This window comes from Mycobacterium sp. IDR2000157661, assembly GCF_022317005.1.
GTDB lineage: Bacteria > Actinomycetota > Actinomycetes > Mycobacteriales > Mycobacteriaceae > Mycobacterium.
Genome location: NZ_CP081006.1, coordinates 289691 through 303755 on the forward strand (window position 1 = coordinate 289691; position 14065 = coordinate 303755).

Here is a 14065-nt window from a genome sequence, read left to right on the forward strand (position 1 = left end):
AATTCGACCCTCCCCGCGGTTCACCCGTCAATCCCGCAAAGGCAACGAAGGCGTCACTTCGCCGCCTCGAGAAGTTCCTCGAGCGATTCGCTGAGCAGGCTCGGCAGCACGTCGACGTCGCTCATCGCGTCGCGGTCGGCGTTGATGCCGAAGTACACCATGCCGTTGTAGGACGTGACCCCGATGGCCAGCACCTGGTTGTGCAGCAACGGTGGCACCGCATAGGTCTCGAGCAGTTTGGTGCCCGCTACGTACATCTGCTTCTGTGCGCCGGGCACGTTGGTGATCAGCAGGTTGAACACCCGCGCCGAGAAGCTGGTGGCGACTCGGATTCCCATGGCGTGCAACGTCGGCGGGGCGAAACCCGACAGCGTGACGATGGTCCTGGCGTCCACCAGGCTGTTCGCGGTCGGATGCTGTTCGGTGGCGTGCGCGATCTGGGACAGCCGTACCACCGGATTGCCCTCGCCGACCGGCAGGTCGATCAGAAACGGCGACACCTGGCTGATCGCCTGCCCCGGGCCCGTGGATTCGCGGTCGGGTTCGGGATAGACCGACATCGGCGCCATCGCACGCACCGTCGTCGTCGCGGTCACCGGTTCCCCCCGCGACATCAGCCAGTTGCGCAACGCGCCTGCCACCACCGCAAGCACCACGTCGTTGACGTCGCAGTCGTAGCGGGCCCGCACCGTCCGGTAGTCCTCGAGGCGGCAGGCGGCCACCGTGATACGGCGGTTGCGCGACACCGTGGTGTTCAGCGGGCTGCTGGGCGCGGTACCGCGGGCCACCGTGCGGGCCACCTCGACGAAGCGGCGGCCCATGTCGGCCAGCTGACCCGCGTTGGTCGCCACCTCGGTGACCGCGCTGCGGACCGCGCCGAACTGCTCGGCGGGGCGCATGATCCACTCTCCGAGGGCGCCCATCAGCAGTTGGCGATCACTGGGCTCGCGGGCAGGGATCCAGATGTCCTCACCGAACTCCGGCGGCTTCTGGGTGCGGTCGGCGATGACGTGGCCGATCTCCAGCGCCGTCATCCCGTTGACCAGAGCCTGGTGTGACTTGGTGTAGAGCGCGATGCGGTTCTTGGCCAGCCCCTCGATCAGGTACATCTCCCACAGTGGCCGCGAGCGGTCCAGTGGCCGCGAGCCGAGCCGGGCGATCAGCTCGTGCAGCTGGGCGTCACTGCCCGGCGACGGCAGCGCGGAACGACGGACATGGTAGGTGATATCGAAGTCGCGGTCGTCCACCCAGACCGGGCGCGCCAGCCCCAATGTCACCTCCCGCACCTTCTGCCGATAGCGCGGGATCTGCGGCAGCCGCTGTTCGACAGTGGCGAGCAGGGTTTCGTAGCTGAGCCCGCTACGGGGCCTGCGCAGGATCGACAGTGTTGCGACGTACATCGGCGTGGAGCTGTTCTCGAGGCGGAAGAACGCCGCGTCGGCCGCCGACAACCTGGTCACCATTGCGACGCCGCCCTCCTTCTCCAGGTCGCCAACGGCCGCGCGACCGCGCCGAGGGTGTCGAGCACTCCGTCACGCTATCGGCCGACCCTTCCCCGGCGCAGCACGGGTGCACGAGCCCCCATGCAAACCGTGCGATCATAAGTCAGTCTGCGACTCTCCAGCAGGCGCGTCCCGTCACACCGACACGCTGGAGAGCCGTTCCGTGACTTCATCCCGCACCTCCGCCGCACCCGGCGCGCTGATCTCGCCCGTCATCGACTGCGAACCTCCGCCCGTCGGCGTCGCGGTGTGCGGGCCGGTAAGGCCCAAGGCGCTGCGCCGCCGCGCACCTCGGCCCCTGCGCCATGCTCCCGTCGTGGCGCCGGAACCACCGCCGCGGATCGCAGTGGCCTTCGCCGACGCGGCGTTGCGACGGGTGCTCGAAGTGATCGACCGGCGCAGGCCCGTCGCGCAGTTGCGGTCGGTTCTGGCGCCGGCGCTGACCGACACTGTGCTGGCGCTGGCCCGCGAGCAGCATGACTCCGCCGCCACCCTCCGCCGGATCCGGTTGCGGATGGTCGACGACGCGCCCGCCGGCACCGCCGAGGTCTTCGGCACCTACACCCGCGGTCCGCGCGTGCGGGCGATCGCCGCGCGCATCGCGCCGCACGGCGAGCGTTGGCGCCTCGAGGCGCTGCAGATCGGCTGAGGGGTGAGCCTCCTCAGCGCCTGCGCATCGCCTTGGCGTCGCGGGCCTGCTGACGGGCCGCCTCACGGCGCTCCTTGCGGGTGGTGCCCGGCGCGGCAACACGCGGACCGGCCGCACCGCCTCCGCCTGAGCGCTGCACCTGCGCCGACCCGTCCTCCGACGGACCCGTATAGGTCAGCGGCCGCGACTCGCCGTCGTCATCGATTCCCTTGGCGCGCAACGGCGATTTAGCACGTTCCTTCGTCGCCACCGCGCCTGCGCCTGCCGCCTTGGCCGCTGCCGCCTGCGCGAACTCGGCCAGCCCCGCCGGGGTGGCGACAGGAGCGACGGCCGGTGCGGGCGCCGGCTCCACCGCGACGTTGAACAGGAAGCCGACGGACTCCTCCTTGAGGCCCTCGAGCATTCCGATGAACATGTCGTAGCCCTCCCGTTGGTATTCGACCAGCGGGTCGCGCTGCGCCATCGCGCGCAGCCCGATGCCTTCCTTGAGGTAGTCCATCTCGTAGAGGTGCTCGCGCCACTTGCGGTCCAACACGTTGAGCAGCACGTTGCGTTCGAGTTGGCGCATCGCGCCCTCCCCTGCGACCTCCTCGATCTGCTTCTCCCGTTCGGCGTAGGCGCGCTCGGCGTCGGCGATCAACACCTCGAGCAGTTCCTCGCGGGTCAGCTCGCCGGGCTCGCCGACTGCGTCGGAGTCGATCAGGTCGTGATGGTCGATGCCGACCGGGTAGAGCTGGCGCAGCGCGGTCCAGAGCTGCTCGAGGTCCCAGTCCTCGGAGTAGCCCTCGGCGGTCGCGCCGTCGACGTAGGCGGTGATGACGTCGACGAGCATGTTGCGGGCCTGCTCGGCCAGGTTTTCGCCCTCGAGGATGCGGCGGCGCTCGTCGTAGATGACCATGCGCTGCTTGTTCATCACCTCGTCGTACTTGAGGACGTTCTTGCGGACCTCGAAGTTCTGCTGCTCGACCTGGGTCTGCGCGCTCTTGATCGCGCGGGTCACCATCTTCGCTTCGATCGGCACGTCGTCGGGCAGGTTCAGCCGCGTCAGCAGCGCTTCGAGCGTCGCGCCGTTGAACCGCCGCATGAGCTCGTCGCCCAGCGACAGGTAGAACCTCGACTCACCGGGGTCGCCCTGACGCCCGGAGCGGCCCCGCAACTGGTTGTCGATGCGGCGCGACTCGTGCCGCTCGGTGCCCAGCACATAGAGCCCGCCCACGGCGATGACGTCCTCCGCCTCGCCCGCGGCCTCGGCCTTCACCTTGGGGTGCATCTCGTGCCAGGCCGTCTCGTATTCGTCGGTGGTCTCGACCGGGTCCAGGCCTTGGTCCCGCAGCTGCTTGTCGACCAGGAACTCGACGTTGCCGCCGAGCACGATGTCGGTGCCGCGGCCGGCCATGTTGGTGGCAACGGTCACCGCACCTCGCCGCCCGGCCTCGGCGATGATGTTGGCCTCCTGCTCGTGGTACTTGGCGTTGAGCACGTTGTGCGGGATGCGGCGCTTCTGGAACTGCCGCGACAGGTACTCCGAGCGCTCGACGCTGGTGGTGCCGATCAGCACCGGCTGGCCCTTCTCGTAGCGCTCGGCGACGTCGTCCACGACCGCCATGAATTTGGACTCTTCGGTCTTGTAGATGAGGTCCGACTGGTCGGTGCGGATCATCGGCATGTTGGTCGGGATGCTGACCACGCCGAGCTTGTAGATCTCGTGCAGCTCGGCGGCCTCCGTCTGGGCGGTGCCGGTCATGCCGGCGAGCTTGTCGTAGAGCCGGAAGTAGTTCTGCAGAGTGATGGTGGCCAGCGTCTGGTTCTCCGCCTTGATCTCGACGTGCTCCTTGGCCTCGATGGCCTGGTGCATGCCCTCGTTGTAGCGGCGGCCGATCAGCACGCGGCCGGTGAACTCGTCGACGATCAGCACCTCGCCGTCGCGGACGATGTAGTCCTTGTCGCGCTGGAAGAGCTCCTTGGCCTTGATCGAGTTGTTGAGGTAGCTGACCAGCGGCGAGTTGGCGGCTTCGTAGAGGTTGTCGATACCGAGTTGGTCCTCGACGAACTCGACGCCGATCTCGTGCACGCCGATCGTGCGCTTGCGCAGGTCCACCTCGTAGTGGACGTCCTTTTCCATCAGCGGCGCGAGGCGGGCGAACTCGGTGTACCAGTTCGAGGCGCCGTCGGCGGGTCCGGAGATGATCAGCGGGGTGCGGGCCTCGTCGATCAGGATCGAGTCGACCTCGTCGACGATGGCGAAGTTGTGACCGCGCTGCACGAGGTCGGCCAGCGAATGCGCCATGTTGTCGCGCAGGTAGTCGAAGCCGAACTCGTTGTTGGTCCCGTAGGTGATGTCCGCGGCGTAGGCGGCGCGGCGCTGGTCTGGGGTCAACCCGGACAGGATCACGCCGACGTCGAGACCGAGGAAGCGGTGCACGCGGCCCATCTGTTCGGCGTCGCGTTTGGCCAGGTAATCGTTGACGGTGATGATGTGCATGCCCTTGCCGGACAGCGCGTTGAGGTACGCGGGCAGCACGGCGGTCAGGGTCTTGCCCTCACCGGTCTTCATCTCCGCGACGTTGCCGAAGTGCAACGCCGCTCCACCCATCACCTGGACGTGGAAGTGTTTCTGGTCGCGCACCCGCCAGGAGGCCTCCCGCGCCACGGCGAACGCCTCGGGCAGCAGGTCGTCGAGGGTTTCTGGATTCTTGTCGTCGGCCAGCCTCCTCCTGAACTCGTCGGTCTTGGCCCGCAGCTCGGCGTCGGTGAGCTTCTCGGTGTCGGCCGCCAGGCTGTCGACGTAGTCGGCCACCCCCTTGAGGCGCTTGACCATGCGGCCTTCGCCGAGACGCAGCAACTTATCCAGCACGCTATATCCCCTATGGGTTGAAGATCTTGAGCTCAACCCATGGTAGGCGACTTACCGCCGGACCCGGCCGAGCGAGGGCCGACCGGCTCGGGACGCGCGGTTCAGGCGAGCCGAATCAGGCCACCGGCTCAGGCGAGCCGAATCAGGCCACCGGCTCAGGCGAGCCGAATCAGGCCACCGGCTCAGGCGAGCCGAATCAGGCCGTAGTCGTAGGCGTGCCTGCGGTACACCACCGACGGCTTGTCGGTCTCCTTGTCGTGAAACAGGAAGAAGTCGTGTCCGACCAGCTCCATCTGCGACAGCGCATCGTCGACGGTCATCGGCGTGGCCGGGTGTTCCTTTGTGCGCACGATCCGGCCGGGCACGTGGTCGTCGAGCGGCGCGCCGTCCGCCTCGGGTTGGGTCTGCGTATCAAGCGCTTCGGGCAGCGGGCCGATCGCGGTGGCCTCGGCGAGGGAAACGGGCGTCTTGTCGCCGTAGTGGATCTTGCGCCGGTCCTTGCTGCGACGCAGGCGGCTCTCCAGTTTGTTCACGGCTGATTCGAAGGCGGCGTAGAAGCTGTCGGCGCAGCCTTCGCCGCGGACCACCGGGCCGCGACCGCGCGCAGTGATCTCGACGTGCTGGCAGTTCTTGCGCTGCCGACGGTTGCGCTCGTGGTCGAGTTCGACGTCGAACAGGTAGATCGTGCGGTCAAAGCGTTCCAGGCGTGACAGTTTCTCTGCGACATAGACGCGGAAGTGGTCGGGGATCTCGACGTTGCGACCCGTGACCGCCACCTCGGCTCGCGGGCGGGGCTCGGGGGTGTCGTCCTCGACCACCATGTTGGGGCCGGAGTCCACGGATTGGCTTGACATGCTTGGCGACTCGTTTCTTTGGCGTCCGCACGCGTCAGCGTGCCCGATGGAGAAGGAATACGCGCCGACGTGGCCTGCATGACTCGCCGCTCGCCGGTGCAAGGTGTCGACTACTCACCTCCTACCGCTGCTGGGCGATGCCGGCGCTTCGTGCCTGAGCGCCGCCGTGAGTCATTCACGGGTGGTTGCTGCCGACGGTAGCCGTGTTCACCCGGTAGTGCCAGTGAATACACCCGATTTTCGACATCCCGTTTCCTGTTCTTCACACCGCTTTGACGGTGAAGTGATCGGCGGGGCGGTCATGGGCGCGGTCACGCGTTCGCCAGCGCCAGCACGGCGACCACCCGGGCGCCGCCGCGACGCAGCATGCGTACCGATTCGGCGGCGGTGGCGCCTGTGGTGACGATGTCGTCGACCAGAAGCACCTCCCCCGCGACGCCCCGCACGACGGCGACCCGGCCCGCGATGTTGCGCTGCCGGTCCGAGCTGGACAACCCGACCGAGTCGACCGCCAGCGCGCGCGTCCGTAGGGCGGTGACGACGGTGAGCGCGGGCAGACCGGCACTGGCCGCCCGGGCCAGCCGGGTGACCGGGTCACCGCCGCGCCGCCGGGCCGCCCAACGCCGGGTCGGCGCCGGGACCACGGTCAGCGGTACATCGACGATGCCCCAGGTGAGCAGGTGCAGAAGCCCGGTCCGCAGCGCGCCGGCGAGCGGAGCGAGCAGGTCGTGGCGGCCGTGCTCCTTGATCGCGACGACCGCTTGCCGCCGGGCACCGGCATAGCGGCCGAGTGAGAACACCGGGACACCCGGGTCCAGCCGCGGGGTGACCAGGTGCGGCTCGTCGGAGCGCACGGCGAGTTCCGCGGCGCAGCGGTCACACCACCGCGTCGCCGGAGCGCCGCAGCCTCCGCATTGCAGCGGAAGGACCAGGTCGAGCATGGGCGCAGTGTGACGCGTACGGCTGACAATGCGATTACGGGTATTCCGTCGCCATGCAGAACGAGCGCGAGTCACAGATCGTCCAGCACCTTCGGGAGGCGTTCTCCGATCTGATGGAGGCCGACGCCGACGCCTTCCGCACCAAGTTCCGAAAAATGGCGGCCGACCCGTTCGCCTTCTACCGCGGCAGCGCATGCGTGTTCTATGCCGACGTCGCGAAGTCGGAGGACCGATGGGCGGACGAGCGCACGTCGCGCGTGTGGATCCAGGGCGACCTGCACGCCGAGAACTTCGGCACATACATGGACGGCGCGGGGGTGCTCATCTTCGACGTGAACGACTTCGACGAAGCCTACGTCGGCCACTTCACCTGGGATCTGAAGCGGTTCGCGGCGAGTGTGGCGCTGATGTGCTGGCAGAAGGCGCTCTCCGACGAGGAGATCCGTGCGCTGATCGCGACGTTCGGGCACGCCTACGTCGAGCAGGTGCGGCGTTTCACCGAGGTCGACGACGACTCGAGCTTCTCGCTGAACCTGGACACCGCGCGCGGCGCGGTGCTCTCGGCTCTGCAGTCCGCGAGGCTGTCGACCCGCGCTCAGATGCTGGACCGCATGACAAGTATCACCGAATGGGATCGACGCTTCCGGGACAAGGCGGGCGTACGCCGACTGGGCGACGACGAACGAGCCAAGGTCAGCGACGCGTTCGAGAAATACCTGGAGACGATTCCGCAGACCAAGCGCTTTCGCGGCATCGCCTACGAGATCAAGGACGTCATCGGCAAGTCGGGTCTGGGCATCGGCAGCGCGGGACTGCCCGCCTATACGCTGCTGATCGAGGGCTTCAACCAGGCGCTCGACAACGACGTGGTGCTGTCGATGAAGCAGGGCAACGTGGCCGCACCCAGCCGCGTCGTCGATGACCCCAAGGTGCGGAAGTATTTCACCCATCACGGGCATCGCACCGCGGTTTCGCAACGCGCGCTGCAGGCGCATGCCGATCCCCTGCTCGGCTTCACCGACATCGACGGTGTCGGCTTCGTGGTCAGCGAACTCTCGCCCTACGACGCCGACCTCGAATGGGATGAGCTGACCGAGCCGACTGAGCTCGCCGAGGTCATCGAGCAGCTCGGGCAGGCGGTGGCAAAGGTGCACTGTGTGGGCGACTCCGACAGCGACCAGTCCCTGGTGAAGTTCCAGACCGAGGACGCCATCGTCGCGGCCATCGGCCGGCACGTCGACGAGTTCGTCGACGACATCGTGTCGTTCGGGCTGGATTACGCGTCGACAGTCCGCGACGACCACCGCCATTTCGTCGAGGCGTTTCGCGAGGGCCGCATCCCGGGGGTCAGCTCGACCTAGCGAAGTCAGCCCGACACTATCGAATCACCCTGCACGCGGATCGATTTCGCCGTGAGGGGCCTGGTCGCCGGACCGTTGGCCACCGTACCGTCGAGGTTGAACCTGCTGCCGTGACACGGACAGTTGATGGTGCCGTCGGCCACCTCGTTGAGGGTGCACCCGGCGTGTGTGCACGTAGACGAGAAGCCCTGAAAGTCACCGGCCGTCGGCTGTGTCACCACGGTCTCGTCGACGATGACGCCGCCACCCACCGGAACGTCGGCGGTCTTGGCGAGCACATCGACTGCCGGTGTGGCGTCGCCGGTCGCCGGGGCGGGCTCCGCCTCCTGCGGCTTCCTGCCATAGGTGGTGCAGGCCGCCAGTGCGGAGGCCAGCAGCCCGGCGCCGGCACCGAGGAGAAATTGCTTGCGTTGCATCGCAGTCCTTTTCGTCAGAACGTCATGCCGCTGGTCTGGAAGAACCAGAGCGCCGAGGTGAGCCATACGTACACCAGCCCGAAGAATACGAGGCCTCCGGCGATGGGGATCACCCAACCGCGAAGCCCGTTGCGGGTCAACAGGATCATCTTGGTGACGAAGGCCCCGTAGAAGAAGCAGCCGAACAGTGAATGGAACAGCACCCGACTGTCGGTCTCGGCGAACCCGAGGGCATACAGGCAGTGCACCGCCACCGGAACGGTCACCAGCACCGCGAGCCGTCCCGACCACACGTGCGCGGTGCCGATCCATGCCGGCGCCCGGCCGCCCGGCGTCAGTCGGTACATGACGAACGCCGAGCCGAGCTGGCACAAAGCCAGCAGCACGGCGAGTGTCGCCAGCCAGGACTTCACCGCGGTTCCGCTGGAGAAGCCGGTGAGGTTGATCGAGAAGAACTGTGGCTCATGCACTTTGCCGAAGACACCGAGGCCGACGGCGACCAGCGCACCGAGCATCACGGCGACCAGCGCTGCGGGGCCGGTGGTGCGCTGGGTTGTTCGCAGCGCCGCGGTGGGCTCAGACATCGCTGCCGCCCCCCACGCGCACGGCCGTGACCCGTCGCCCGTCGATCACAGCGGTGCCGTCGGTCTGCAGTACCGGCGCCGGCCGGATCGATCCGTCGTTGCGGCCGAGCACGCCGGTCACGTCACCGGCCTCGTCGACGATCCAGCTGCTACGGACGCCGCTTCCCTCGTACACATAGATCCCTGCCGGCGCTTGGGCGCGTTCGGCGGTGAACACCCAGGTCCGCTCGTCGATGGTCAGCGTGCCGGCGAGTGCTTCGCCGTCCACGTGTCCGTCGAGAACACCGCTGCTGTCCTTGCTGACCAGGTTGGCGGCCCCGTCGACGGCAGGTCCCCTGAGCCACACCTCGACGGAGTTGCCGTCGCAGGCGTATGCGGTTGCCTCCTGACCGTCGACGTTGACGTCGAGAGTGAGCACACCGGTGGCCGTCGGAATCTTCGCGATGTAGTCAGCCCGCCGCGGAAAGGCGGGCGCGTCGGTCGCGGCCGGTGGTGCCGGAATGCTCGGCGACGCCGCTGCTTCGGCCGTGGGCGCGGGCGGCGGTGCGTTGTCTTGGGACACAGTGCCGAGCCACAACCCGACCGCGAGGGCACCGACGGCGCCCAACGTGACCAATGGACCGCGAATGCTCATGTCGTCACTCCCTGGCTGATGGGAACGCCTGCGGCGTCGTTCTGTCAGCACAACGGGCGATAGCGGGATCCGGTTCAATCGGTCCGCGGGTGTTTTCCGTTGCCCGGGTCAGCCGGGCAGCACGGGGATCGCCCCGGCCGCCATCAGCGGGCGCACCTCCGTCCACGCCGGGTTGTCCTCGGCGACCGAACCGGACAACTGCAGCACGCCACGGCCGTCGGCGACGTACACCGTGGACGGGTTGGCGGCCACGGTCGTGACCGGCATCAGCAGGTTGCGGCCCGGGCCGTCGGAATTGACGCCGTCGAGGTTGATGTACGAGACCGGGTGTTGCGGATCCGTGCGGCTGACGACGATGTCGTCGCCGGTGCGCCACGACACCGACACGACGGTGTTGCCCAACCCGAAACCCAGCCGGCGCGGGTAGGTCAGCGCATATCCGCCGCCGGGTGTCTGTTCGACCCCGGCGAGCACGACCTGGCCGTCGATGACCATGGCCGCGCGGGTGCCGTCGCGTGACAGCTGCAGTTCGGTGATGACACCGGGGAATCGGGTCGACACCGAGGTCGAGTCCACCGGTATCCGCGCCGGCAATCCCGATGCGTCCTGGATGACCCGCACGACGTTGTTTCCGTCGACCACGACCCACACCGCCTCGTCGAGAGACCAGCTGGGCCGCGTCAGGTTGCGGGCGTCCAGCACCTGCGATGCGCTGCCCCCCAACGGGCCGACCCACAGCGACGACGCCATGTCGGGTGCGCCTCGGCGCAGCGCGACGATCGACGCGGCCTCCTGCCCGGCGCGCGACACCGCCGCCGCCACCTGATTCGACATCTGCCCGAACGAGCCAGGGACACGCGGGGTGCGCTGCCCGTCCAGCGCCACCAGCGATCCGCCCACCAGCGCGTGTAGGCCCGCCGCCGCACCGGAGGCCGCGCCGGGATCGGTCGCCGCCACGTCGGAGGTCTCCCAGCCGTCGGCGAACCGGTCGTCGAGCGGGGCTCCGTCGGCGTTGATCACATACGGCCCGTTGATGCCGGCCCGGTTCAGCGTCCAGATGATCTGCGCCGCAAGCAGTTGCCTGCTGTGCGGATCGGTGGTCGCGAGGTTTTCCAGGTCGATGCGCGCACCTCCGTAGGCGCGGCCGACGCCCATCTTGCCGCCGTCGGCGCGGGTCACCGGCCCCCGCAACTTCAACGGCGGGCCCAGCAGGTTGCGCACCGCGTTGGCCATCTCGGGACGGGGACCGGCAATCAGCTTGCTCACCAGTTCGGTGGCCAGCTGGTCGGGCTCGGAGACCGCGACGTAGCGGGGATCGGGCACCACCGTGCTGCCGGTGGGGTCGGCGAAGTACAGGGTGTGGCGTTTGTAGGTGGCCTGGAACTGTTGCCAATCGAGGAACACCCCGTTGGGCAACGTGTCGATGCGCCATCCACCCGACGTCTTGACCAGTTCGATCGGTCCGGGATCGGGCAGCGCGCCCTCACGTGTCTCGAAAACGCCCATGTCCGAAAGCGATCCGAGTAGGTCGGCGCGCATGGTCACCGACACCCGCTCGGGTTCGCGGGTCTCGACGAACACCGCGTTGTCGATCAGCAGGGCGCTGCCGGCGTCGTCCCATGCGCTCGAGGCGGCTTCGGTGAGGAACTGCCGGGCCGCCAGGTGGCGATTGGCGGGATCCGAGGTGGCCTTGAGGAACTCGCGCAGCAACACGTCGGGATCCATTCCCGGTGTCGGCTTGGGCAGGCTCGGCGGCGCGGGCCGGTCGACGGTCCCGATGGCCTGCGGCGCCGACGAACTCGGCACGCCTGCGCACCCTGCGATCACGATCACCAGCAGCCACAACCCGGCTAGCAGGCGCTTCACACCGTCTCCTGGGCTGGCTCGCGCTCCCTGGTGCGCTGCGGCGGGTGTTCGGGCTCGACGGGCTTCATCGGCAGCGGGCTGGTGGTCACCTTGTGGCCGCGCACCAGCGGCAGGGTCAGCCGGAAGCAGGCGCCCTTGCCGGGCTCACCCCACGCTTCGAGGCGGCCCTGGTGCAACCGGGCGTCCTCGATGCTGATCGCCAGGCCCAGCCCGGTCCCGCCCGAGCGGCGCACCCGCGACGGGTCGGAACGCCAGAACCGGCTGAACACCAGCTTCTCCTCGCCCGGACGCAGCCCGACGCCGTAGTCGCGCACGGTGACGGCCACGGTGTCGTCATCGGCGGCCATCCGGATACGCACGGGTTTGTGTTCGGCGTGGTCGATCGCGTTGGCGATGAGGTTGCGCAGGATGCGTTCGACGCGGCGCGAGTCGACTTCGGCGATGACCTCGTCGGCGGGTGTGTCGACGATCAGCTCGATTCCGGCGTCGGCAGCCAGGTGCCCGACGTTGTCCAGGGCGTTCTGCACCGTCGAGCGCAGATCCACCGACTCGACCGACAGTTCGGCGACACCGGCATCGTGGCGCGAGATTTCGAGCAGGTCGCTGAGCAGTGTCTCGAAGCGGTCCAATTCGTTGACCATCAACTCCGTTGAACGACGCAGCGCGGGGTCGAGTTCCTCGCTGTGGTCGTGGATCAGGTCGGCGGCCATGCGCACCGTGGTCAGCGGTGTGCGCAGCTCGTGGCTGACGTCGGAGGTGAATCGGCGCTGCAGGTTGCCGAACTCCTCGAGCTGGGTGATCTGGCGCGACAGGCTTTCGGCCATGTCGTTGAACGACACCGCCAGCCGCGCCATGTCGTCCTCGCCGCGCACGGGCATCCGCTCGGTGAGATGTCCTTCGGCGAACCGTTCGGCGATGCGCGAGGCCGACCGCACCGGCAACACGATCTGGCGGGCCACCAGCAGCGCGATGGCGGCGAGAAGGCCCAACAGCACGACGCCGCCGGTGGCCATCGTGCCGCGCACCAGCGAGATGGTGGACTCCTCGTTGTTCAACGGGAAGATCAGGTACAACTCGAGGTTGGTCACCGATGACGTCGACGATCCGGTCGGGCTGCCGACGATCAGCGCCGGACCGGAGAAGCGATCGGTCCGCACCGTGGCGTACTGGTAGCTGACCTGGCCGGCCTTGACGAATTCGCGCAGCGAATCGGGCACCTGCTGCACGGGCCCGGCGGCGGTCGCGGCGCGGGGGCCGTCGCCCGGCACCACGAGCACCGCGTCGAACGCGCCTGCCAGTTCGTTGCCCGAATCGCCGCTGCGGTCGATGAGCGTGTTGCGGGCCAACTGCAGGCTGCTGTCCAGGGAACGGGTCTCCTCACCGCCGACGATGCCGCTGACCGTGCCGCGGGCCCGGTCGACCTCCTCGGTCGCAGCGCGCACCTTGACCTCGAGGATCCGATCGGTGATCTGACTGGTCAGCACGAAGCCGAGGACCAGGATGACGGCCAGCGAGAGGCCGAGTGTCAACGAGACGACGCGCAGCTGCAGCGAACGCCGCCAGGCCAGACTCATCGCTCGACCCAGCGCGCCCAGTCCGCGTACAAGTGGTGCCGAACGCCGGTGGATGCGCCGTCTCGAGCTGAAGATCATGGGGGTCCGGCCTTGTACCCCACTCCTCGAACGGTCAGCACCACCTGCGGGTTCTCCGGGTCCTTCTCGACCTTGGCCCGGAGACGCTGGACATGGACGTTCACCAAACGGGTGTCAGCGGGATGACGGTACCCCCACACCTGTTCGAGCAGCACATCACGAGTAAACACCTGCCGGGGTTTACGTGCCAGCGCCACCAGCAGGTCGAACTCCAGCGGAGTCAGCGAGATCTGCTCTCCTTGACGGGTGACCTTGTGGGCCGGTACGTCGATCTCGATATCGCCGATCGACAGCATCTCGGCGGGCTCGTCCTCGTTGCGGCGCAACCGCGCGCGCACCCGCGCGACGAGTTCCTTCGGTTTGAACGGCTTCATCACATAGTCGTCGGCACCGGACTCCAGCCCGAGCACGACGTCGACGGTGTCGGTCTTGGCCGTCAGCATGACGATCGGCACCCCGGAGTCCGCGCGCAGCACACGGCACACGTCGATGCCGTTCATGCCCGGCAGCATCAGGTCGAGCAGCACCAGGTCGGGCCGCAATTCGCGGACCGCCGTGAGCGCCTGCGTGCCGTCGCCGATGACGGCGGTGTCGAAGCCTTCGCCCCGCAGCACGATGGTGAGCATCTCTGCCAGCGAGGGATCGTCGTCGACAACCAGAATCCTTTGCCTCATGGAGTCCATGGTGTCACCGAATTGCGATAAACCCCGGCTACCACACTGGGCGTTTTGCGTGTTGACCGGGTTTGGGTC

Annotated in this window: 12 protein-coding genes; 2 read left to right on the forward strand and 10 right to left on the reverse strand. The window is 68.0% G+C overall.

What is annotated here, in order from left to right; genetic code table 11:
• Positions 1-53 precede the first annotated feature (53 nt).
• Positions 54-1463 (reverse strand): WS/DGAT/MGAT family O-acyltransferase, encoded by a 1410-nt coding sequence (locus K3G64_RS02330; protein WP_238888704.1) that lies wholly within the window; start codon positions 1461-1463, stop codon positions 54-56.
• A 202-nt stretch (positions 1464-1665) separates the two neighbouring features.
• On the opposite strand from K3G64_RS02330, the gene K3G64_RS02335 reads away from it, so the two are divergent.
• Positions 1666-2151: an Rv3235 family protein gene (locus K3G64_RS02335; protein WP_238888706.1), complete on the forward strand. Its 486-nt coding sequence runs from the start codon at positions 1666-1668 to the stop codon at positions 2149-2151.
• A gap of 13 nt (positions 2152-2164) precedes the next feature.
• Here K3G64_RS02335 and secA read toward each other — a convergent pair whose 3' ends face one another.
• The 3 genes from secA to K3G64_RS02350 form a co-directional block, all read right to left on the reverse strand.
• A complete protein-coding gene (secA, locus tag K3G64_RS02340; protein ID WP_238888708.1) occupies positions 2165-5005 on the reverse strand; it encodes a preprotein translocase subunit SecA in 2841 nt (946 codons plus the stop codon).
• 182 nt (positions 5006-5187) lie between these two features.
• The gene (hpf, locus tag K3G64_RS02345) at positions 5188-5844 is read right to left on the reverse strand and encodes a ribosome hibernation-promoting factor, HPF/YfiA family (RefSeq protein WP_370647155.1); all 657 of its coding nucleotides are present in this window, start codon (positions 5842-5844) and stop codon (positions 5188-5190) included.
• A 326-nt stretch (positions 5845-6170) separates the two neighbouring features.
• A complete protein-coding gene (locus K3G64_RS02350; RefSeq protein ID WP_238888710.1) occupies positions 6171-6800 on the reverse strand; it encodes a ComF family protein in 630 nt (209 codons plus the stop codon).
• A gap of 53 nt (positions 6801-6853) precedes the next feature.
• Between K3G64_RS02350 and K3G64_RS02355 the strand changes: the two genes are divergently transcribed.
• On the forward strand, positions 6854-8161 hold the full coding sequence (locus tag K3G64_RS02355; protein WP_238888712.1) for a DUF2252 domain-containing protein: 1308 nt from the start codon (positions 6854-6856) through the stop codon (positions 8159-8161).
• A gap of 5 nt (positions 8162-8166) precedes the next feature.
• Here K3G64_RS02355 and K3G64_RS02360 read toward each other — a convergent pair whose 3' ends face one another.
• The 6 genes from K3G64_RS02360 to mtrA all read right to left on the reverse strand — a co-directional run bounded on the left by K3G64_RS02360 (position 8167) and on the right by mtrA (position 13996).
• Positions 8167-8577 (reverse strand): Rieske (2Fe-2S) protein, encoded by a 411-nt coding sequence (locus K3G64_RS02360; RefSeq protein ID WP_238888713.1) that lies wholly within the window; start codon positions 8575-8577, stop codon positions 8167-8169.
• 14 nt (positions 8578-8591) lie between these two features.
• Positions 8592-9161, reverse strand: a complete 570-nt coding sequence (locus K3G64_RS02365; RefSeq protein ID WP_238888715.1) for a DUF6529 family protein — start codon at positions 9159-9161, stop codon at positions 8592-8594.
• Positions 9154-9795, reverse strand: a complete 642-nt coding sequence (locus K3G64_RS02370; RefSeq protein WP_238888716.1) for a hypothetical protein — start codon at positions 9793-9795, stop codon at positions 9154-9156. The genes K3G64_RS02365 and K3G64_RS02370 overlap by 8 nt, the downstream gene beginning before the upstream one ends.
• A gap of 108 nt (positions 9796-9903) precedes the next feature.
• Complete coding sequence (lpqB, locus tag K3G64_RS02375; RefSeq protein ID WP_238888721.1) at positions 9904-11661, reverse strand: MtrAB system accessory lipoprotein LpqB; 1758 nt, start codon at positions 11659-11661, stop codon at positions 9904-9906.
• The gene (gene mtrB / locus K3G64_RS02380; protein WP_238888723.1) at positions 11658-13313 is read right to left on the reverse strand and encodes an MtrAB system histidine kinase MtrB; all 1656 of its coding nucleotides are present in this window, start codon (positions 13311-13313) and stop codon (positions 11658-11660) included. Before mtrB ends, lpqB begins: the two co-directional genes overlap by 4 nt.
• Complete coding sequence (gene mtrA / locus K3G64_RS02385) at positions 13310-13996, reverse strand: two-component system response regulator MtrA (protein ID WP_238888728.1); 687 nt, start codon at positions 13994-13996, stop codon at positions 13310-13312. The genes mtrB and mtrA overlap by 4 nt, the downstream gene beginning before the upstream one ends.
• Positions 13997-14065: the final 69 nt, after the last annotated feature.

What these genes read in the sequence shown, in the direction of transcription:
- K3G64_RS02365 (WP_238888715.1), bottom strand. Translation starts at nt 9,161, where the DNA reads ATGTCTGAGCCCACCGCGGCGCTGCGAACAACCCAGCGCACCACCGGC.
- K3G64_RS02370 (WP_238888716.1), bottom strand. Translation starts at nt 9,795, where the DNA reads ATGAGCATTCGCGGTCCATTGGTCACGTTGGGCGCCGTCGGTGCCCTC.
- K3G64_RS02360 (WP_238888713.1), bottom strand. Translation starts at nt 8,577, where the DNA reads ATGCAACGCAAGCAATTTCTCCTCGGTGCCGGCGCCGGGCTGCTGGCC.
- K3G64_RS02350 (WP_238888710.1), bottom strand. Translation starts at nt 6,800, where the DNA reads ATGCTCGACCTGGTCCTTCCGCTGCAATGCGGAGGCTGCGGCGCTCCG.
- K3G64_RS02355 (WP_238888712.1), top strand. Translation starts at nt 6,854, where the DNA reads ATGCAGAACGAGCGCGAGTCACAGATCGTCCAGCACCTTCGGGAGGCG.
- mtrB (WP_238888723.1), bottom strand. Translation starts at nt 13,313, where the DNA reads ATGATCTTCAGCTCGAGACGGCGCATCCACCGGCGTTCGGCACCACTT.
- mtrA (WP_238888728.1), bottom strand. Translation starts at nt 13,996, where the DNA reads ATGGACTCCATGAGGCAAAGGATTCTGGTTGTCGACGACGATCCCTCG.
- K3G64_RS02330 (WP_238888704.1), bottom strand. Translation starts at nt 1,463, where the DNA reads ATGGTGACCAGGTTGTCGGCGGCCGACGCGGCGTTCTTCCGCCTCGAG.